We start from the raw sequence: 19,287 nt of genomic DNA, 5'->3' as shown, positions 1-19,287 counted from the left end.
TCGGCGCCGACGAGGGGTGTGTGGGTGGTGCCGGGCGAGGTGGCGGTGTCGAGGGTGCCGAGGATGACGGTGGCGTCGAGGCCGGGGGCGGTGACACGGGGCAGGTCGGGGTGGTGTTCGAAGGCGGGGTCGGTGTGGCGGTGGGCGTCGGGCAGGGCGACCCAGAGCTGGGCTCCGTGGAGGTGGCGGGCGTGCGGGCGGGGGGACTCCTCGGAGTGGGAGATCGCCCGGCCGGAGGTCATCAGCCCGAGTTCGCGGGGCCGGACGGTCTGCAGGCTGCCCAGGCTGTCGCGGTGCAGGACCTCGCCCTGGTGCAGCCAGCTGACGGTCTGCAGCCCCATGTGCGGGTGCGGCGGGACCTGCATGCCCGGCTCGTCGGCGATGTCGTCCGGCCCGTAGTGGTCCACGAAGCACCACGCGCCGACCATCCGGCGGCCCAGGCTCGGCAGCAGCCGGCGCACCACGGTGCTCTCGCCCAGCGCCACTTCGCGGGCCGGTAGGAGGTCCCGCACCGGGCCGGAGCCGGCCTCGCCGCCGCAGCTGGTCGGGGCGGGCTTGAGATCGAGGTTGCTCATGTCGCGGATCCACCACCGTACGGGTCGGGAGGGCCGGGCGCGCTGGGAGGGCCCGGAGGGCCGGGCGGCGGCGGGTCCGGGTGCCCGGTTCGCCCGGCCCTGGGTCGTCGGGAACGATCCTCCACCAGGACCGGGTGATCCTCCACCCGGACGGACGGACGGATGGACGGACCGGGCTCCGGGCGGCACGGGCGGCCGGCGCGCCGACCGTCAGCCGGTGGCGCGGTTCGTCAGGGCGTTCCCGACGAAGGAGACCACGTCCGGGAGGATCCGGCGCCAGTACGCGGCGTCGTGCGCCCCCGAGGTGAAGCGGGCCTGGACGGTGTCGCCGACCAGCTTGCGGGCGGCGTCGCAGAACGGGTCCTCGGTGCCGCACCAGACGCCGATCGGGCGGCCGTGCGGCTGGTCCTGGTGGAGCAGCGGCTCGTGCTCGCGCCAGTCGGCCTCGTCCTTGAAGACGCCGACCGCCCGGGCGTCGCCCCAGGTGCGGAACAGCGCCGGGCTGAGCGCGGCCACCGGGCCGAAGCCCGCGCCCCGGTTGCGGGCGTAGCGCAGCGAGCCGAAGCCGCCCATCGAGATGCCCATCGCGGCGCCGGGCACGCGCAGCCCCCGGGCGGCGAGCCAGCCGGGGAGCTCTTCGAGCAGCATCCGCTGCGGGTCGTCGCCGGACGGCGTGCGCCGCCAGTACGTGGCGTCGCCGCCGTCGAGGGCGACCACGGCGAACGGGGGGACGCCGGCCGCGATGGCGGAGACCAGGACCTGCGGCAGCCCGAGGTCGGTCCACGCCTGGGCGGTGGCGCCGCGCCCGTGCAGGGCGACGCAGACCGGCAGTTCGGCGGCGGGCGGGACGGTGGGGCCCTGCGGCACGATCGTGATCATCTTCACGGTGGCGCCGTTGCGGGCCGCGGACCGCTGCTCCTCGTTGCGGAGCGAGGGGACGACGGCCGGCCCGGCCGGGGTGGCCGTCGCCGAGGGGGTGCCGGGCCCGCCGGACGCGGTTCCCGATCCGGGGGAGCCCGGGGAGCCCGGGGAGCCCGAGGCGCCCGGGATGCCCGACGGGCCGTCGGCGGAGCCAGGCTCGGAGCCGTCGCCGGAGAGTGCCAGCGCCGCGCCGGTGCCGACGACGGCGAGGCCTCCGAGCCCCAGGCCCGCCCTCAGCAGCCCGCGCCGTCCCAGCAGCCGGGAGACACCCGGCAGCCCGGCCCCGCCCTGTGCCTCGGACCCGCCCTGCGCCCCGGCCGTACCCGGCAGCCCCGGAGCGCCCGCGGGCGGGTCTCCGGCTCCCGGGGGCGGCGCGTCGGCGCCGACGGTGGGCGGCGAGGACGGCGGCGGCGGTACGGCGGCCATGGCGCTCGTTCCGGTCCGTCCACTCCCCTGGTGGTCCAGGTCCACGGTTCTCCCCTCCGACAGTCAGCCAGCACTGTACGTCGAGTGGCCGTGCCGGTTCGCACCGATCCGGTCGCAAGCCGTCAAGAGGAGGGGGAGAAGTGGTGGAGAGTGGTGGAGAACGGTCGGAAACCGGCAGGTCGGCGGCCCGCGGGCCGGCCGCCGAGGAGGCTCCCCGCCGCGCCGGCCCCCGATGCACTCAGTGCGTGCAGGCCCACCAGGCGTCCGAGGTCGCCCCGTCCGCGAGCGCGCGGAGCTTGGCGACCGCCGCGGCCGGGTCCTCGGCGCCGTACACCGCCGAGCCCGCCACGAAGACGTCCGCCCCGGCCTCGGCGCAGCGCTCGATGGTGCTCGCGGACACGCCGCCGTCCACCTGGAGCCACAGCTCCAGACCGTGCTTGGCGATGAGCTCCCGGGTGCGGCGGATCTTCGGCAGCATGATGTCGAGGAACGCCTGGCCGCCGAAGCCCGGCTCGACGGTCATGATCAGCAGCATGTCCAGCTCGGGCAGCAGGTCCTCGTACGGCTCGATCGGCGTGGCCGGCTTGAGGGCCATCGAGGCGCGGGCGCCCTTGGCCCGGATCTCGCGGGCGAGCCGGACCGGCGCGGCGGCCGCCTCGGCGTGGAAGGTGACCGAACCGGCCCCGGCCTCCACGTACTGCGGGGCCCAGCGGTCCGGGTCCTCGATCATCAGGTGGCAGTCGAGCGGGATGTCGGTGGCCCGGGCGAGCGACTCGACGATCGGCACGCCCAGCGTCAGGTTGGGCACGAAGTGGTTGTCCATCACGTCGACGTGCAGCCAGTCCGAGCCCCTGACGGCCTCGGCCTCCTCGGCGAGCCGGGCGAAGTCCGCGGACAGGATGCTGGGGTTGATCTGCGCCATGGGGCCTGCTACCTCTTCTTGCCTTCGTGCGAGGGCCGTTCTGCGCGGGCCGCCCGGTCGGGGCCGCCCGGGTGGGCGTCCTGCGCGGGCCGTCCCGCGCGGGCCGGCCGTGAGGGTCGTCCTGCGAGGATCCGGGCACCCGGAGCCGGGCGCCTCGCCCCATCATCTCGCGCTCCGTCGCCGGGAGGTCACCACCGAGACCTCCCCGTGACCCTCATCACACCCCCGACGGGGTTATCGTGACCGCCGCCGTGGTCATCAGCCTTGTACGACAAGCCCCGTACGGTGCGGCACCTGCACCGGTGCCCTCACCGGCCCCACCCCACACCCGAACCCGCAACCGAAACCGCGACCGAAACCCGCACCCGCGACCGCCGTACCGCACCGCCCGCACCACGCCGTACCCCACACCGCACCACGCCGCCTGCACTGCCCGCACCACCGGTACCGCCCGCACCACCCCGTACCTCCCCGTTCCCCCGCGCTCCCTGCGCGCCCTCCGAGGAAGGTCCTCCGTTGGCCGATCTGGTCCACCCCGCCCGCGCCCTGTGGTGGCTCTTCGAGCCCGTGCACGCCGTCACCTACTTCACCCCCGAGGGCCGCGCCGCGTTCGAGGCGGCCGGACTCCACGGCGTCGCCCGCGGCTACTTCGGCGGCCGCGCCGCCCCGCTGGGCGCGGTGGACGCGCCGCCGGTGATCGCCGCGTTCTTCAACTTCGCGCCCGCGCCGATCGAACGCGCCCTCCCGGCGATCTGGAAGCTCGCCGACCCGGACACCGCGCTCGCCGCCCGCGCCGCCGGCGCCTCGGCGGCCCTGACCCGGCTGCTGGAGCACGTGAACCCGGCCCAGGTCGAGCTGGTGGCCGACCTGCTGGAGACCGCCGTCGACAGGCTGGACTGCGCCGGCCGGGTCCTGGCCGCCGCCAACGCCGCCCTGCCCCGCCCGACCGGCCTGTACGGGCGGCTCTGGCAGGCCGCCACCGTGATGCGCGAGCACCGCGGCGACGGCCACGTCGCCGCCCTGGTCTCCGCCGGGCTGGACGGCTGCGAGGCCCTGGTGGTCCGCTGCGCCCTGGACGTGCGGCGCGAGGCGCTGCAGCCGTTGCGCGGCTGGACCGACGAGGAGTGGGACGCGGCTTCCGCCCGGCTGATCGAACGGGGCTGGATCACCGAGCGCGGCACCATCACCGAGTGCGGCCGGATCCGCCACCAGGCGCTGGAGGCGGCCACCGACCTGGCCGCCGCCCGGGTCTGGGAGAACAACCCGCGCGCGGAGCTCGACCGGCTCGTCGCCGCGCTCAAACCGATCTCGACGCTCTGTCGCACCGCACTGCCCCCGATCAACCCGATCGGACTCCCGGCCGCGACGGCCTGACCCGACCGGCTCGGGCCCGTACCGCCTGGGCGGTACGGGCCCGCGTGGTGGCCGGACGGCCGCCGGCAGCGGTCGGCTGCCCCCCTACTCCCCCGTGGGGCCGGCCCCCGCCGGCCCGGCGTCCCCCGGCCCGGCCGCTCCATCGCGGGCACCGGCCGCGTTCCCACCTGCGGCCTTCCCGTCGGCTGCATTCCCTCCTGCGGCCTTCCCGTCGGCCGCCTTCCCGCCGACGGCCCCCGACCGGAAGGCGAACCGGTCCGCGGCCCGCCGCCCCCGGCTCGCCAGCGGCAGCACTCCGGTGGCGCCCGCCAGCCCGAAGGGCGGCATGTCGAAGTAGATCGACTCGTACGACCCCTCCGGCACGACGTACGTCTCGTGCCAGAGGCCGACGTTCCCGCGCGCCCGGCCCGCCTTCACCTTGCGGTTGAGCATCCCCCAGGCCTTGTGGTGGAAGGCGTCCGGCGCTGCCGCGTACCGGTACAGGCTCTCCTTCGACTCCCAGTACTGGACGACGTAGTACGTGCGCGGCGAGGCGGTCAGCATGATGCGCCCGCGCAGCCCCCGCCCCGGGTCGCGGGCGAGTTCGTGGAGCATCCGGAACATCGCCAGCATCACCGGACCCCAGTGGTGGACGGCCCAGAACCGGTTGATCCGCATCCCGATGAGCAGGACCACGGTGTCCCCGGCCGCGGCCGCGGTGGTGTAGCCCGGAGTGGGTTTCGCGAACACGTCTGCCCCCGGTTCCCTGCGCCGTCGGCGCAGTCGCCCGCCGTCATGTGAGCAGTGATTACATCAGCGCACACCGACCCGGTCAACCCTCCGCGCAAGCACAAGAGCCTTGTGTTCAGGGGCGGTTGGCGACTCCCCGCCCGAAGGTGTCCAGCACCTGCGAGGCCACCTCCTCCGCCTTCTCCACCGGGAGGTACCCGTCCGCGATCATCTGCGCCAGCCCGTACACCAGCGCCTGCCCCGCCAGCCCGACCAGCGCCGGATCACCGGGCCGCAGCCTCCCGGCCTCCTGGTCCGCGACGATCACCTCGCTGTACGCCTGGTTCAGCCCGGACAGCCGCTCCCGCAGCTCCGGATGCCGGGACGGCGCGAACACCCGGGAACGCACCAGCTCGAAGCGGTGCGGGTACCGGATCGCGTACCGGACGAAGCCCAGCCCGATGGCACGCAGCGCCGACCCCTCGCTCGACTCCACCTCGGTCCACTGCCAGCGCTCGAAGTCCACCAGCACCCGATCGGCCACCGCCGTCAACAGCGCCTGCCGGTCGGCGAAGTGCCGGAACGGCGCCCCGGCCGACACCCCGGCCCGCCGGGCCACCTCACGCATGCTGATCTTGTCCTGGCCCTGCTCGTCCAGCAGCTCGAACGCCACCCCGACCAGCGCCTCGGGCAGCGCCCCGTGGTGGTAACTCCCCCGCCCTGCGGGCCTCTCCGTCATGTCCGCAGTGCTACCAGCTACCCACCGGTCGGTCCAACCGGCCACCGGGCGGCGGGCTGCGGCACCCGCCACCCCGTCCCGCCGCAGCCCGCCGCACACCGACCGGCTCTCGGGTGTCGGCGGGCAACGGGACGGCAGGGTAACGGGGCAACGGGACGACAGGGCAGCGGTCGGCGGTCAGCGGCCGGCCACCGGTCCTACCAGGCGTAGTCCTCCGGGGCCGGCTTGTGGCCGGGGAAGAGTTCGTCGAGGCGGGCGAGGAGGTCGTCGTCGAGCTTGACGTCGAGGGCGTGGACGGCGGCGTCGAGGTGGGTCAGGGTGCGGGGGCCGACGATGGGGGCGGTGACGGCGGGGCGGCTCAGGAGCCAGGCGAGGGCGAGGTCCGCGGGGTGCTCGCCGACCTCGTCGGCGAGGTCCTCGTAGGCCTGGATGCGTTCGCGGTTGGCGCCGAGGATCTCGCCGGCGTGCTGGAGGGCGCCGCGGACGAGGCCGCCCTCGCGCTCCTTGCGGATGGCGCCGCCGAGGACGCCGCTGCGGAGCGGGGACCAGGGCAGCAGGCCGAGGCCGTAGTGCTGGAGGGCGGGGATGACCTCCAGTTCGATGGTGCGGTCGAGCAGGTTGTAGAGGGACTGCTCGCTGACCAGGCCGAGGAAGTGGCGGGCGCGGGCGGCCTCCTGGGCCTGGGCGATGTGCCAGCCGCCGAAGTTGCTGGAGCCGACGTAGATGATCTTGCCCTGGGCGACCAGGACCTCCATCGCCTGCCAGATCTCCTCCCAGGGGGTGTCCCGGTCGATGTGGTGCATCTGGAACAGGTCGATGTGGTCGGTGTTCAGGCGCCGCAGGCTGGCCTCGACGGCGCGGCGGACGGCGAGGGCGGACAGCCGGCCCTCGTTCGGCCAGTCGCCCATCGGGGCGTAGGCCTTGGTGGCGAGCACGGTCCGCTCGCGGCGTCCGCCGCCCTGGGCGAACCAGCGACCGATGATCTCCTCGGTGCGGCCCTTGTGGTTTCCTTCGGCGTCCCGCCCGTAACCGTTGGCGGTGTCGAAGAAGTTGATGCCCCGTTCGTGGGCGCTGTCCATGATCACATGGGCGTCGGTCTCCTCGGTGTGCGGGCCGAAGTTCATGGTGCCCAGGCAGAGTCGGGAGACGGTGAGGCCGGTGCGGCCGAGGTGGGTGTACTCCATGGGGCCCAACCCTCCGACGCACCGGCTGTGGTGTCCAGCACATTTCGTATCGTGGCATCCGGGTACCGCAGGTGCAGCACACCGGCCCGTCACCGGCCGTGCGTGGCGAACCTCCTCACGGCGAGCGGCCCGCAGACCGCCACCAGCGCCCCGCACCAGAGCAGCGTGGCCAGGGTGGCGTGCTGCATCGGCCAGGCGGAGCCGGGGGCGGACGGGTTGCCGAAGAGGTCGCGGCAGGCCTGGACCGCCGCGCTCATCGGGTTCCAGTCGGCGGCGGCGCGCAGCCAGCCGGGCATGCCGCCGGTGGGCACGAAGGCGTTGGTCACCATCGCCAACGGGAAGACCGCGACGGCGAGCTGTCCGGCCGCCTCCTCCTTTCCGACGGCTAGGCCGAGCAGTTGGCCGAGCCAGGTCATGGCGAACCGGAAGAGCAGCAGCAGCCCGAACGCCGTGGCGGCGTCCGCGAGTCCGCCGCGGATCCGCCAGCCGGCGAGGAGCCCGACGCCCGCCAGCAGCGCGAGGACGAGCACGCTGACCAGCAGGTCGGCGAGCGTCTGACCGAGCAGCAGGCCGGTGCGGGAGACGGGCATCGAGCGGAGCCGGTCGGTCACGCCGCGTCCGACGTCCCGGGCGGCGCCGACCATGGTGGGCATGATGCCGTTGACGGCCACCATGGCGAACAGGCCGGGCATCAGGAACTCCCGGTAGTTGCCGGTGGCGGCGGCGGTCCGGTCGGCGCCGGCGGTGTCGACGGCGGAGGCCGGGACCGCGATGGCGCTGCCGAACACGTACCCGAAGACCACCACCATGACCACGGGAACGGCGAGCGAGGCGGCCAACAGCCCGGGCGAGTGCCGGTAGTGGAGGAGGACCCGGAGCATCGACGACCAGGTGTCGGAGACCAGCCGGACCGCGGTGGACGGGGTCGCCGGGGCGGGCACGGCGGGCAGGGCGGGCGGAGCCGCGGCGGCGGCCATCAGGCGGCCCGCCCCGTCGCCCCGGCGGCGGTCCCGCCGGCGGCCCTGCGGGCACCGCCGGCGCCGGCACCCTCGCCGGCGCCCCCACCGGCATCCTCGCCGGCCCCTCCGGTGAGCGCGAGGAAGACGTCGTCGAGCGACGGCGGACGCACCGCGACGTCCTGCGCCACCACCCCCACCGCGTCCAACTCCCGCACCAGTCCGGGCAGCGGCACCTCCACGCCCGGGCGCGAGACGGCCTCGACGGTCCGTTCGGCGTGGTCCACCCGCACGTCACCGGTCCCGGCGAGGGCCGCCAGCACCACGGCGGCCCGGCCGAGCTGCCCGGCGTCCGCGAGGGTGACCGAGACCCGGCTGCCGATCGCCGCCTTGAGCCGCGGGGGCGGGCCGGTGGCGATGGCGGCGCCGTGGTCCACGACCACAACGGTGTCGGCGAGCCGGTCGGCCTCCTCCAGGTACTGGGTGGTGAGCAGCACGGTGGTGCCGCCGTCCGCCAGCTCCCGCACGGCCTCCCAGATCTGCTGGCGGCTGCGCGGGTCGAGGCCGGTGGTGGGTTCGTCGAGGAAGAGCACGGACGGGGCGGTGACCAGGCTGGCGACGAGGTCGAGCCGGCGCCGCATGCCGCCGGAGTAGGTGCGGACGAGCCGGTCGGCGGCCTCGGCGAGGCCGAAGCCGTCGAGGAGCCGGTCGGCGCGGGCCCGGGCTGCGCGGGCGCCGAGGTGGTGCAGCCGGCCGAGGAGGTGGAGGTTGTCGCGGCCGGTGATGCCCTCGTCGACGGCCGCGTGCTGGCCGGCCAGGCCGATGCTGCGGCGGACGGCCTCGGGCTCGCGGACCACGTCGTGGCCGGCGACGCGGGCGGTGCCGCGGTCGGGGGCGACGAGGGTGGCGAGGACGCGGACGGCGGTGGTCTTGCCGGCGCCGTTGGGGCCGAGCAGGCCGCAGACGGTGCCGGCCGGGACGGTCAGGTCGAGCCCGCGCAGGGCGCGGGTGGTGCCGAATCGTTTCTCGACGCCCGCCATCTCGACGGCGGCGCTCCAGCTGGTGTCGGACATGGCTCTGCCCTCTTCCCTTCATTAGGTACAGCGTACGTAGAAGCGAGTGCGAGCGCATCGTACTACGTACGCCGTACGTATCTAAGATGGGGAACCGAGGTGATCAACCAGTGCCGACCAGCAACCCCCCGTCCGAGATCAACCGGCCCGGGACCCCCGCCACCGGAACGCCGGCCGTCGGGACCCCCGCCACCCGAACGCCCGCACCCGGAACGCCCGCACCCGTCGAGGCCCCGGAGCTGATCTGGCTGCGCCCCGAGCGCACCGGCCGCGGCCCCCGCCCGGCCCACAGCCGCGCGTCGATCGCCGCCGCCGCGATCACCATCGCGGACGCCGAGGGCCTGGACGCGGTCTCCATGCGACGGGTGGCCGCCGCACTCGGCGCGGGCACCATGTCGCTCTACAACTACGTGCCGAAGAAGGAGCACCTGCTCGACCTGATGCTCGACGCCGTCGTCGGCGAGTACGACTACAGCGGCCTCGCCCCCACCGGCGACTGCCGCGCCGACCTCCGCCGGCTCGGGCACGAGCAGCTCGCCGTGCTGCGCCGGCACCCCTGGCTGCCCACCCTGGTGATCGCCCGCCCGGGCCTCGGCCCGAACGCGCTGCGCTACACCGACCACTTCCTCGCCGTCACCGAGCCCAGCGGCCTGGACGGCGGCACGCGCATGGAGGCACTGGCGCTGCTCAACGGGTTCGTCTGCCAGTACGCGCAGTACGAGCGCACGGCGGCGGCCGGCGCCAAGTGGCAGGCGGACCTGGTGGGTTACCTCGCCCGCGCCGCCGGGAGCGGCGAGTTCCCGCACCTGGCGGCCGCGTTCGCCACCGCCGGGCCGCCGGCGAGCGATCCGGACGCGACCTTCGAGCGGGCGCTGGACCGCGTGATCACGGCCGCACTCGCCTCCCCGGAGGGCGGGGCGGCCGGCTCCGTGGCCGGCCGGTGACGGTCACCCGCCGCCCGAACGACCGTCAGGACCGTCAGGACCGGCTGCGGGCCGTCTCCTGACGGCTCCCCGGGACGACCAGCCAGAGCAGCCAGGCGCCGGTGCCGAGGATCAGCATGTTGACGGCGATCTGCCACGGGAGGCTGCCGAAGCCGGTCTCCCAGTAGCCGAACCAGGCCTCCAGCAGGGAGCCGGTCAGGAACCAGAGCCCCACGTCGGCGACGACGGCCACCGCCCAGACGGCCATCGGATGCCAGCGCGGGCGCGGCACCGCGTGCACGAGGGCGAGCGCCGCCGTGATGCCGAGGGCGATCGGCACGAAGTCCTGGTCCATCCGGTCGAGGTAGTTCCAGGGCAGGGTCGACCCGGTGATCCAGATCAGTGCCATGCAACCGATGAAGCGCACCAGCATCGCCGACGCCGGGTGCGGCGCCTGCCGGGCCGCGGGGGCCGGAGCCGCCGTGGGGGCCGGAGCCGATGCCGGGGCCGCGGTGACGGGAACGGGCGTGCCGTGGCCGCCCGGGGCCAGGGGCGGGTAGCCCTCGGCCGGTGCCCCGTAGCCCGGCGGCGTGCCGTAGCCCGCAACGGGTACCCCGTAGCCCGGCTGAGGTGTGCCGTAGCCGCCCTGCGGACCGTAGCCACCCTGCGGACCGTAGCCGCCCTCGGGCCCGGCACCGTAGCCGCCCGGCGCCCCGTAGCCGCCGCCGTAACCGCCCGAACCCGACCCGCCGAACCCGCCCTCGGAAGCTCCGAAGGCCCCGGTCGGCGCCTGGACACCCCCGGCGCTCCCGGCACCCCCGGCGCTCCCGACGCCTCCCCCGAACGGCTGGGCCGCTCCGGCAACCGCCCCGTGGGCCGCCCCCGGAGCTGCGGCCGCCTGCCCCGGCACCCACGCCCCGCCGGCCACCGCGGACTGCCACCCGCCGCCCGCCGACGGTTCCCCGTCCGCGGCCGTCGGCGTCGACGCCTCCGCCGGCCGCACCGGCCCCGTCACCACGCCCGTCCGCACCACCGCCTCCAGCGCGGCGAGCGCCTGCTCCGCCGTCGGCCGCCGCGCCGGGTCCTTGGCCAGCAGCGCGCCCAGCAGCGGTGCCAGCCCGGCGGCCCGCAGCGGCGGGCGCGGCTCCTTGGTGACCACGGCGACGCACAGCGCCCCGAACGTCTCCCCGCTGAACGGCGTCTCGCCCTCGACCGCCGCGTACAGCGTCGTACCGAGCGACCACAGGTCGTTGGCGGGCGCCGGCGGCTTCCCCTCCAGCTGCTCGGGGGCCATGTAGGCCGGCGTGCCGATCACCGCGCCGGTGCGGGTGAGCGCCGTGGTGGCATCCGCCATGTGCGCGATGCCGAAGTCGGTGAGGATGACCCGGTCGTCCATGAGCAGGACGTTGTCCGGCTTGAGGTCGCGGTGGACGATGCCGGCCGCGTGGGCCTGCCGGAGCGCCTTGACCATGGCCGCGCCGATCACGGCGACCCGCTCCACGGGCAGCGCGCCGTCCCGGGAGATCGCGGCGGCCAGCGAGACACCGGTGACGAACTCCATCACGATCACCGGCGTGCCCTCGTGCTCGACGACGTCGTGCACGGTGATGATCCCGGGGTGGTTGAGCCGCGCGGCGGCCCGCGCCTCGCGCAGCACGCGCTGGACGAGCTGCTCGCGTTCCGCCTCGGTGACGCCCTGCGGGAGCAGCACCTCCTTCACGGCGACGTCGCGCCCCAGGGTGGTGTCCCAACCGCGCCAGACCCGCCCCATGCCGCCCTGGCCGATCAACTCCCGCAGCTGGTAGCGACCCCCGACCAGTGCCCCGTTCACCCCTGTCACGGAGGTCACCCTAGCGTCACCGGCGCTCCCCCTTGGCTTCGCGTCGTCAAATCGTTTCCGCTCGCCACCCGGTAGCGCATACCGTGACCCGGCCGAAGATCATCGCCACGGCCGGCCCGTGCCCCTCCCACGAACAGGACGAATCACCATGCAGCGCCTCCACGGCTGGGCCGACGAGAGGTTCGGCGCCGTCGCCGACGCCTTCGCCCGCAACCACGCCGACTTCCCCGAGCTCGGCTCCGCGGTCACGGTCTTCGCGGACGGCCGGAAGGTCGTCGAGCTGTGGGGCGGGGTCGCGGACGAGCGCACCGGGCGGGCCTGGCAGGCGGACACCGTCGTCCCGGTGTTCTCCTGCGCCAAGGGCCTGGTCGCGGTCTGCGCCCACCTGCTCGCCCAGCAGGGCCGGCTCGACCTCGACGCGCCGATCGCCCGCTACTGGCCCGGGTTCGCGCGCCACGGCAAGGAGGCGGTCACCACCCGGTCGGTGCTCGGCCACCGGGCCGGCATCCCGGTGCTGGACGCCGTGCTCTCCTTCGAGGAGATCGCCGCCTGGACGCCCGTCGTCCGCGCGATCGAGGAGCAGGAGCCGCTCTGGGAGCCGGGCGCCGCGTACGAGTACCACGGCCACACGTTCGGCTTCGTGGTCGGCGAGGTGATCCGCCGGATCACCGGCCTGGTCCCGAGCCGGTTCTTCCGCGAGGCGGTCGCCGAGCCGTTCGGCGGGCTGGACGTCTGGCTCGGCCTGCCGGAGGACGAACTGCCTCGCCTGGCCCGACTGTCGGAGGCCGAGGGCCGCCCCCCGATGCCGGGCCCGGAGCACCTGCTGACGCGCATCGCGACGATGAACGGCGCGCTGGCCTTCCCCGGCCTGGACCAGCCGCACGGCTGGAACGACCCGGCCGTGCACCGGCTCGAACTGCCCGGGGCGGGTGCCGTCGCCTCGGCGACCGGCCTGGCGGGCGTGTACGCGGCGGCCGTCACAGGGATCGAGGGCGGGCCGGGCCGTCTCCTCTCCCCCGGGACGGTGACCGACGCGCTGCGCGAAGTGTCGTCCGGCGAGAGCTTCCTGGGCTTCGACTCGGGCTCCCGCTGGGGCTCCGGCGTGGTACTGGGCTCGGACGCGGCCCGCCCGATGCTCGGCGGGCGCAGCTTCGGCAACGAGGGCTCGGGCGGCCAGTTCGCCTTCGGTGACGACGAGTTCGGCATCGGCTTCGCGTACCTCTCCAACCGCATGATCGGCTACGGCGACGCCCGCGCCGACCGCCTGACCGACGCCGTCCGCACCTCCCTCGGCGCCGCCTGACGTCCGGAGGCCCTCCTCCCCCCTCCCTTCCGTCGCACCTCACCTGAGCCCCTCAGCACCCCACCGAAACCCCGTCGCCCCGGGCCGCCGTCGGCGGTAGCTTGGCGCGTCGGGTCGCCAGTGGAGCGCACCCTCGATCCGGGCCGGGGGTCCACGGAGTGCGCGGACAGGTGGAGAGCTGGCTGGACGAGGTCTGGCCGCGGACGAGGTCGGTCCTGGTCCTGGCCGGCGGGGAGTACGGGCCGCCGGCCGAGGAACGGGAGCCGCTCGCGCTGATCGACACGCGCGAGCAGCTCTCCGAGCTGCGCACCGCCACGAGCACGGGCGCGTTCCAGGGCGACATCTGCCGGTGCCCCGGCAGCCTGACGCTGAGCCTGCAGGGCGCCGACGACGAACCGCTCGGCCGGGCCACCCTGCACGGTACCGACCGGCTCTCGTGGGAGCGGCAGCGCTTCCGGGACGACCTGGTCCTGGCGGATCCGCTCGCCCCGGCCCTGCTGCTCGCCCGCCACGGCTTCTCGCTCGGACTGACCCGGTTCGCCGGGCCGCTCGCCGAGAGTCTCGGCCTGGTGGAGGGCCGCCCGGGCCGCCCGCAGTTCCGCCGGGCGGGGCGCGGCCCGCACGCCTCGGCCCTGCTCGCGACCCGCCGGGTGCCTGAGTGCCTCTGGCCGGCGCTGACCGGGGTGTCCGGGTCGGACGCCGCGAAGCTGCCGCCCGAGCAGGTCGAGGACCTGCGGGCGACACTGGCCGCGCACCACCCGGATCCGGCCGAGCGGGCCTCGCGCCTGCTGGGCTGGCTCGGGCGGCTGACCCGGCCGATGGAGGCGGAGTTCGGCGAGGGCGAGCTGGTCCGCCGCCTTCTGGACGGGCTGGACCCGGTGGCCGCCGCCTCCGCGGGGCCGTCGGACGACCACACGGCGCTCGGCCTGCTCGTCTGGGCCGACCGCAGCCGGTACAAACCGGGCGTCGCCGAACTCGTCGGGCCCGTCCTGCGCCGCAGGCTCGGCCCCCGGCCGGCCGACGACCGGCCGTGACGCGTCCCGGGCCGGCCCCGAACGGCCCGGAACGGCCCCGAGCAGTCCCGGTCCCACCGGGAGCCGTCCGGCCGGTCCTGACAGGCCGCCCGCCGGCTCCGTCGTGTTCGGGCATCACGGTTCCGGTCCCCGACGGCGGCGAGTCCGCAGGACCGACCGGTGACGGTCGGCTCGTGGCCCGATCCGGACGACCCATCACCCGCCACGACGACACCGGCCCGGTGCCGCCGGCGCCGCTGGCACCGCTGTCGGAGCGGGAGAAAGCCCGGCTCGACCGCCGCGCCGGGCCGGTGTCACTTGACCCTCACGTGGCGTGATGCTGCATTGTCGGCGGCGTGGAAGAGCACCTGATCGTGGGACGCGTGGCCGAGCTGGCGGGCGTGAGCGTCCGCACACTGCATCACTACGACGAGATCGGCCTCGTGCACCCGTCCGCGCGAACCGCGTCCGGGTACCGGGCCTACTCGCCCGAGGACGTGGAGCGGCTGCGCGAGGTGCTCGCCTACCGGCGGCTGGGCTTCGGGCTGCGCGAGATCGCGGACCTGGTCGACGACCCGAACACCGACGCGGTCGCGCACCTCCACCGGCTGCGCGGCCTGCTCGTCGAACAGCGCGACCGCGCCGCCGCGACGCTCACGGCCATAGACCGGGAACTGACGGCACGGGCCATGGGGATCAGGACCACGCCGGAGGAACAACTCAAGGTGTTCGGCGCTCAGTTGTACGAAACCATCGGATCCGCCTACCCGGCGACGCGGCGCACCGAGCCGCGGATCGCCGCGAGGATCTGGGAAGCGCTCGGGGACGCCCGGACGGTCCTGAACGTCGGGGCCGGCACCGGCTCCTACGAACCCCCGGACCGCGAGGTCACGGCGGTGGAGCCGTCGGCGGTCATGCGGGCGCAGCGTCCCGCGGGCGCGGCCCCGTGCGTGGCCGCCACCGCGGAGCGCCTGCCCTTCGCCGACCGGTCCTTCGACGCCGCGATGGCGGTCAGCACCGTCCACCACTGGCCGGACCCGATCGCCGGGCTGCGCGAGCTCAAGCGGGTGGCCCGGCGCGTGGTGGTGTTCACGTACGACGCCAGTACGACCGGTTGGCTCCAGCGGTTCTGGCTCACCCGCGACTACCTGCCCGAATTCGCCGACCTCCTCGTCGGCTGGCCCTCACTCGCCGACATGACCCGCGCGATCGGCGGCCGCGCGGAGCCGGTGCTCATCCCGTGGGACTGCGCCGACGGCTTCTTCGAGGCCTACTGGCGCCGCCCCGAGGCGTACCTGGACGAACACGTGCGCCGTGCGGTGTCCGTCTGGACCAGGGTCGGGCCGCAGGCCGAACAGCGGGCGGTGACGATGCTCCGCGACGACCTCTCCTCCGGCCGCTGGGCCGATCGCAACCGCGACCTCGTCGCCCTCGACACGGCGGAGCTCGGCCTGCGCCTCCTCGTGGCCTGAACCGCCGTACGCGAGAACGTCGAGAAGACCGCTCACGCTCCCGCCGGGGACCGACCCACCGCGCACACCGCGCACACCGGGCTCACCACCCGGCCTCCGAACAGGCAACGCGGCCGCAGGCGTCCGGACCGCCGTCGGCGTCCGCCGCTGCCCCGTGTCCGCACAGCCGCCGACCATGCGAGTTCCCGAGAGAGACCGACCTGCGAAGGGGTGGGCGTGCCGACACGAACGGCAGAGACGGTAGAGGCGACAGAGACGGCAGAGATGACAGAGACGGCAGAGGCGGAAGCGACGGCGCTACGGGGCGACCGCGCGGGGGTGTTCTGGCGCTACTGGACCGCCTCCACGGTCAGCCGCCTCGGCGACCAGGTGACGGTGGTGGCACTGCCGCTGATCGCCGTGGTCACCCTGCACGCGTCGGCGGTCCAGGTCGGTCTGATCACGGCCGCCGCCTACGTCGCCTGGCTGCTGCTCGGACTGCCCGCCGGCGTCCTCGTCCAGCGGCTGCCGCTGCGCGGCCTCCAGGTCACGATGGACCTGCTCCGCTGCGCCGCCGTCGCCTCGGTGCCGCTCGCGGCGGCCCTCGGGGTGCTCGGGCTCGCCCAGCTGATCGTCGTGGCGCTGCTGGTCGGCCTCGCGAACGTCCTCTTCGACGTGGGCAACTCGACCTTCCTGCCCTCGGTCGTCGCCAAGGAGCAGCTCACCTCCCGCAACAGCCTGATCTCCGGCAGCGTGGCCGCGACCGAGTTGGCGGGGCCGTCGTTGGGCGGTGTACTGGTGCAACTCGTGGGCGGCGCGGCGGCGATGCTGCTGGACTCGGTCAGCTACCTCGCCTCGGCCGCACTGCTGCGCAGCCTGCCCCCTGCCGAACAGCCGGGACCGTCGGCGTTCGCCTCCCGGCGCCCCGGCTTCCGCGAGCAGATCCGCGAGGGCTGGCAGTTCGTCGCCCGGCATCCGGTGATCAGGCCGTGCGTCGCCGGCGCCACCGCCGTGAACGTCGTCTACGGCGGGCTGATGACGCTCACCCCGGTCTTCCTGGTCCGCACCCTCGAAGCCCCGGCCGCCGTGGTCGGCGCCCTGATGACCGCCGGCGGCGTCGGCAGCGTCATCGGCGCCTCCCTCACCCCCCGCCTGGTGGCCCGGATCGGCAGCGGGCGTGCGCTGTGCCGGTCGGCGGTCGTCGCCGGCGCCTTCACCTTCTTCCTGCCCCTGGCCGGGTCCGGCTGGACGATGCCGGTCTTCGCCCTCGGCAGCGCCGGCTTCTACGGCGGCGTCGTGGTCACCGCCGTCGTCACCCGCACCCACCGCCAGACCCGGACCCCGCCGGAGCTGCTGTCCCGGGTGACGGCCACCGCGCGCTTCGTCTCCTGGAGCACCATCCCGGTCGGCGCCCTCGCCGCCGGCGCCGCCGCCTCGGCCTTCGGCCCCCGCACGGCACTCCTCCTGCTCGCCCTGGCCTCCGTGGCGAGCCCCGCCATCCTCCTGACCAGCCCCATCCGCCACATGCGCGATCTGGCCTGATCCTCAACAGGCTTCCTCGGAGCGGTACTTGATGCCGGTCGCGGAGCCTCCGAAAGGCACGACACCGAAGTCCTACCGGAGTACCAGCCGCATCCGGCCGCGGCCACGCAGCGGCCAGGCCGCGGTCAGACAGCGGTCGCAGCCGGGGGCCACGCCGGCCGCTCCGACCCGGCACCGGCGGGCGCCACCGAGTCGACGTACACCTGCAACTCGTACACCATGACGGCCCAGTAGCGGCCGGTCCGCTCCAGCCGGTGTTGCGTCGCTGCTGCTCTGACGCGGCGGCACTCCGCCCGGCCGTCGGACGCGTTCGTCCGACATAATTCGCTACCCGGCGGTCGGAGCGCCGTGATACACAACCGACGTGCAAAACATTTTGGAGTTTCCCGAGGTCCTGCGGCTGATCGAAGACCGCTCGGCCGCGTTCCGCGCCGCGATCGCGTCCGCCCCCGACCTCGACGTCCAGGTACCGACCTGCCCGGACTGGACGCTGCGCGAGCTGGTGCAGCACCTCGGCGACGGCCGCCGCCGCCAGGCCGCCATCGTCGCGGCGGGCCCGGGAGCCGAGCCCCCGGCGAAGACGAGCCCGAAGGGTGCCCCGACCGCGCCCCGCGACCGCGAAGCCCTGGACGCCTGGCTCGCCGAGTCGACCGAGCTCATGCTCGACGCGCTGCGCGAGGCCGGCCCGGACCGCGGCTGCTGGACCTGGTGGGGCCGCTCGCAGGCCCCGGAGACCAGCGGAGCCCTGGCCCGGCACCAGATCCAGGAGATCGCCGTCCACACCTACGACGTCCAGCTCATCCTGGGCGCCGCGGAGCCGCTGCCGACGGACGTCGCGGTCGAGGGCGTCGACGAGTTCCTGACGACCGTCTCGGCGACGAGCGTCCCCTGGCCGTTCAAGCCGGCGACCATCGACCTGCACGCGACCGAGGGCCGCTCCTGGCGCCTGACCCTCGACGCCGACGGCGTCCGCTGCGACGACCTCGCCGCCGACGCGGAGCCGGGCGTCCTGGTGATACGAGGCGCAGCGAGCGAACTGGTCCTCTACTTCTACGACCGCACCCCGCTCTACTGCCTGGAGCTCACCGGCGACACCGAGCCGATGGAGCGGCTCGCGGAGTGGGACCCGAACGCGTAGGACGCTCACCTGTGACGCTTCTGTCGGTCGTGCTCGCGCTCCAGCGGGCACAACCGGGCCCGTGGTCGCGGACATAGCGCGGCCGCGGGCCTGCCGCCACGGCCCTGTGGATGCCTCAGTCCCACCGGACGTGGAACGTGGTGGGCAGTGATCCCAGGGCGTCCAGCTCGGCGGCGAGTTCGGGCGCGGAGTGCTCGATCCGCTGCCCGTCCACCAGCGGCGCGGAACTGTAGATCTTGCGCAGCGAGAACTCCCACCCGGCGTCGTCCCCGGGAGCGCCGCCGGGCGTGACCCTCAACCGGTGCGGCTCGTACCGGATCATGGCGCTCTCCGCCCGCGTGTCCGCGCAGGAGTCGAAGGCGGCCCACAGCTGAGCGTCGGTCAGCCGGGCGAGCCGGGCCGGGGCGAGGGTCGTGCCGTCGAGCAGCCGGCGGGCCAGGCGGCGGACCACCGAGACCGGACCCACGTTGTCCCACGAGGTGTGCAGCCGGGCCTCCGCGCGGATCAGGCCGACGAGTGACGCGGCGGTCCCGCGGTCGGTCGACACCGCCGCGTCCTTGAGGCGGAGCCGGCCCAGCATCGCGGCCGGATCGGTGTCGAGGCGCCCGGCCGCACGCCCGCTGCGCACGTAGGAGTCGAGGTGGTCGAGGTTCAGCAGGCCGCTGCGGTTGGTGAGCGGCGAGGACGACTGCGGGCCGAGTTCGGCGGCGACGGCCTCGGCGCCGATCCCGTGTTCCTCCAGCACGGGACGGATCGGGTCGGTCCGCAGCAGTTGCAGGCCGATCGCGTGGTGGTCGAGGCCTGCGAGGCCCTCGAAGGTGTGGCTGAGGGGCAGGTGGCCGATGTCGTGCAACAGGGCGGCGACCCGCAGGAGTTCGTCCTCGGGGTGGAAGTGCGCGACCAGCGCGAGCGCTCCGAGGGTGTGTTCGAGTCTGGAGTACGACTGCAGGGTGCTGATCGTCGAGGCGCCGCCGTGCGCCACGAAGTGCAGGCGCCGCAGCGGTTCGGTGCGGAGCAGGGCCGCTTCCACCGGGTTCAGGCGGACGGCGATCCGCCACAACGGGTCGGTGAACACCGGGGACAGGCCCACGACGTTGGTCGGGACGGGTGATGCGGCGCCGTCTCCGGCATCCTGCGGTGGGTTCGGATCAGTTCGACCGGTCATCCGGGTGACCCTACGGCGAACGCCGTTCTCCGGC

At 74.9% G+C, this 19,287-nt stretch carries 16 protein-coding genes and 1 pseudogene; 7 read left to right on the top strand and 10 right to left on the bottom strand.

Annotated elements, in window-relative coordinates:
• The 3 genes from AC067J_RS17610 to rpe all read right to left on the bottom strand — a co-directional run.
• On the bottom strand, positions 1–575 hold a 575-nt coding region (locus AC067J_RS17610; protein WP_478300071.1), incomplete at its 3' end, for a pirin family protein.
• Positions 576–785: 210 nt separating this feature from the next.
• Positions 786–1,967: an alpha/beta hydrolase gene (locus AC067J_RS17605; RefSeq protein WP_478300069.1), complete on the bottom strand. Its 1,182-nt coding sequence runs from the start codon at positions 1,965–1,967 to the stop codon at positions 786–788.
• A 193-nt stretch (positions 1,968–2,160) separates the two neighbouring features.
• Positions 2,161–2,844: a ribulose-phosphate 3-epimerase gene (gene rpe / locus AC067J_RS17600; RefSeq protein ID WP_478300067.1), complete on the bottom strand. Its 684-nt coding sequence runs from the start codon at positions 2,842–2,844 to the stop codon at positions 2,161–2,163.
• A gap of 516 nt (positions 2,845–3,360) precedes the next feature.
• Between rpe and AC067J_RS17595 the strand changes: the two genes are divergently transcribed.
• Entirely contained in the window at positions 3,361–4,218 is an 858-nt protein-coding gene (locus AC067J_RS17595; RefSeq protein WP_478300065.1) for an SCO6745 family protein, read from the top strand.
• Positions 4,219–4,449: 231 nt separating this feature from the next.
• On the opposite strand, the pseudogene AC067J_RS17590 reads toward AC067J_RS17595, so the two are convergent.
• From AC067J_RS17590 to AC067J_RS17570, 5 genes and pseudogenes are all read right to left on the bottom strand, one after another.
• Positions 4,450–4,947 (bottom strand): annotated as a pseudogene (locus AC067J_RS17590) (DUF4188 domain-containing protein); the annotation flags it as partial.
• Between the two features lie 115 nt (positions 4,948–5,062).
• A complete protein-coding gene (locus AC067J_RS17585) occupies positions 5,063–5,665 on the bottom strand; it encodes a TetR/AcrR family transcriptional regulator (RefSeq protein WP_478300063.1) in 603 nt (200 codons plus the stop codon).
• 197 nt (positions 5,666–5,862) lie between these two features.
• Positions 5,863–6,849, bottom strand: a complete 987-nt coding sequence (locus AC067J_RS17580; RefSeq protein WP_478300061.1) for an aldo/keto reductase — start codon at positions 6,847–6,849, stop codon at positions 5,863–5,865.
• 89 nt (positions 6,850–6,938) lie between these two features.
• A complete protein-coding gene (locus AC067J_RS17575; RefSeq protein WP_478300059.1) occupies positions 6,939–7,826 on the bottom strand; it encodes an ABC transporter permease in 888 nt (295 codons plus the stop codon).
• Entirely contained in the window at positions 7,826–8,878 is a 1,053-nt protein-coding gene (locus tag AC067J_RS17570; protein WP_478300057.1) for an ATP-binding cassette domain-containing protein, read from the bottom strand. The genes AC067J_RS17575 and AC067J_RS17570 overlap by 1 nt, the downstream gene beginning before the upstream one ends.
• 239 nt (positions 8,879–9,117) lie before the next feature.
• Between AC067J_RS17570 and AC067J_RS17565 the strand changes: the two genes are divergently transcribed.
• Positions 9,118–9,822, top strand: a complete 705-nt coding sequence (locus AC067J_RS17565) for a TetR/AcrR family transcriptional regulator (protein ID WP_478300111.1) — start codon at positions 9,118–9,120, stop codon at positions 9,820–9,822.
• A 34-nt stretch (positions 9,823–9,856) separates the two neighbouring features.
• On the opposite strand, the gene AC067J_RS17560 is transcribed toward AC067J_RS17565, so the two are convergent.
• Positions 9,857–11,641 carry a serine/threonine-protein kinase gene (locus AC067J_RS17560; protein WP_478300056.1) on the bottom strand — a complete coding sequence of 595 codons (1,785 nt, stop codon included), beginning with the start codon at positions 11,639–11,641 and terminating at the stop codon, positions 9,857–9,859.
• Between the two features lie 148 nt (positions 11,642–11,789).
• On the opposite strand from AC067J_RS17560, the gene AC067J_RS17555 reads away from it, so the two are divergent.
• The 5 genes from AC067J_RS17555 to AC067J_RS17535 all read left to right on the top strand — a co-directional run bounded on the left by AC067J_RS17555 (position 11,790) and on the right by AC067J_RS17535 (position 18,088).
• Complete coding sequence (locus tag AC067J_RS17555; RefSeq protein ID WP_478300054.1) at positions 11,790–12,944, top strand: serine hydrolase domain-containing protein; 1,155 nt, start codon at positions 11,790–11,792, stop codon at positions 12,942–12,944.
• Positions 12,945–13,114: 170 nt separating this feature from the next.
• Positions 13,115–13,978, top strand: a complete 864-nt coding sequence (locus AC067J_RS17550) for a hypothetical protein (protein WP_478300052.1) — start codon at positions 13,115–13,117, stop codon at positions 13,976–13,978.
• Positions 13,979–14,313: 335 nt separating this feature from the next.
• Positions 14,314–15,429 carry a MerR family transcriptional regulator gene (locus AC067J_RS17545; RefSeq protein ID WP_478300051.1) on the top strand — a complete coding sequence of 372 codons (1,116 nt, stop codon included), beginning with the start codon at positions 14,314–14,316 and terminating at the stop codon, positions 15,427–15,429.
• Positions 15,430–15,693: 264 nt separating this feature from the next.
• Positions 15,694–16,950 (top strand): MFS transporter, encoded by a 1,257-nt coding sequence (locus tag AC067J_RS17540; protein WP_478300049.1) that lies wholly within the window; start codon positions 15,694–15,696, stop codon positions 16,948–16,950.
• A gap of 364 nt (positions 16,951–17,314) precedes the next feature.
• Positions 17,315–18,088, top strand: coding sequence for a maleylpyruvate isomerase family mycothiol-dependent enzyme (locus tag AC067J_RS17535; protein ID WP_478300047.1), 774 nt, complete (start codon positions 17,315–17,317; stop codon positions 18,086–18,088).
• A 115-nt stretch (positions 18,089–18,203) separates the two neighbouring features.
• Here AC067J_RS17535 and AC067J_RS17530 read toward each other — a convergent pair whose 3' ends face one another.
• A complete protein-coding gene (locus AC067J_RS17530) occupies positions 18,204–19,253 on the bottom strand; it encodes an HD domain-containing protein (RefSeq protein ID WP_478300045.1) in 1,050 nt (349 codons plus the stop codon).
• Positions 19,254–19,287 lie beyond the last annotated feature (34 nt).

This window comes from Kitasatospora sp. NPDC042419 (genome assembly GCF_056437345.1).
This window is presented reverse-complemented; position numbering and strand designations above follow the sequence as displayed.

Excerpts from the sequence above, each read along its gene's own strand:
- AC067J_RS17530 (WP_478300045.1), bottom strand. The coding sequence starts at position 19,253 with ATGACCGGTCGAACTGATCCGAACCCACCGCAGGATGCCGGAGACGGC.
- AC067J_RS17555 (WP_478300054.1), top strand. The coding sequence starts at position 11,790 with ATGCAGCGCCTCCACGGCTGGGCCGACGAGAGGTTCGGCGCCGTCGCC.
- AC067J_RS17580 (WP_478300061.1), bottom strand. The coding sequence starts at position 6,849 with ATGGAGTACACCCACCTCGGCCGCACCGGCCTCACCGTCTCCCGACTC.
- AC067J_RS17585 (WP_478300063.1), bottom strand. The coding sequence starts at position 5,665 with ATGACGGAGAGGCCCGCAGGGCGGGGGAGTTACCACCACGGGGCGCTG.
- AC067J_RS17540 (WP_478300049.1), top strand. The coding sequence starts at position 15,694 with ATGACAGAGACGGCAGAGGCGGAAGCGACGGCGCTACGGGGCGACCGC.
- AC067J_RS17575 (WP_478300059.1), bottom strand. The coding sequence starts at position 7,826 with ATGGCCGCCGCCGCGGCTCCGCCCGCCCTGCCCGCCGTGCCCGCCCCG.
- AC067J_RS17570 (WP_478300057.1), bottom strand. The coding sequence starts at position 8,878 with ATGTCCGACACCAGCTGGAGCGCCGCCGTCGAGATGGCGGGCGTCGAG.
- rpe (WP_478300067.1), bottom strand. The coding sequence starts at position 2,844 with ATGGCGCAGATCAACCCCAGCATCCTGTCCGCGGACTTCGCCCGGCTC.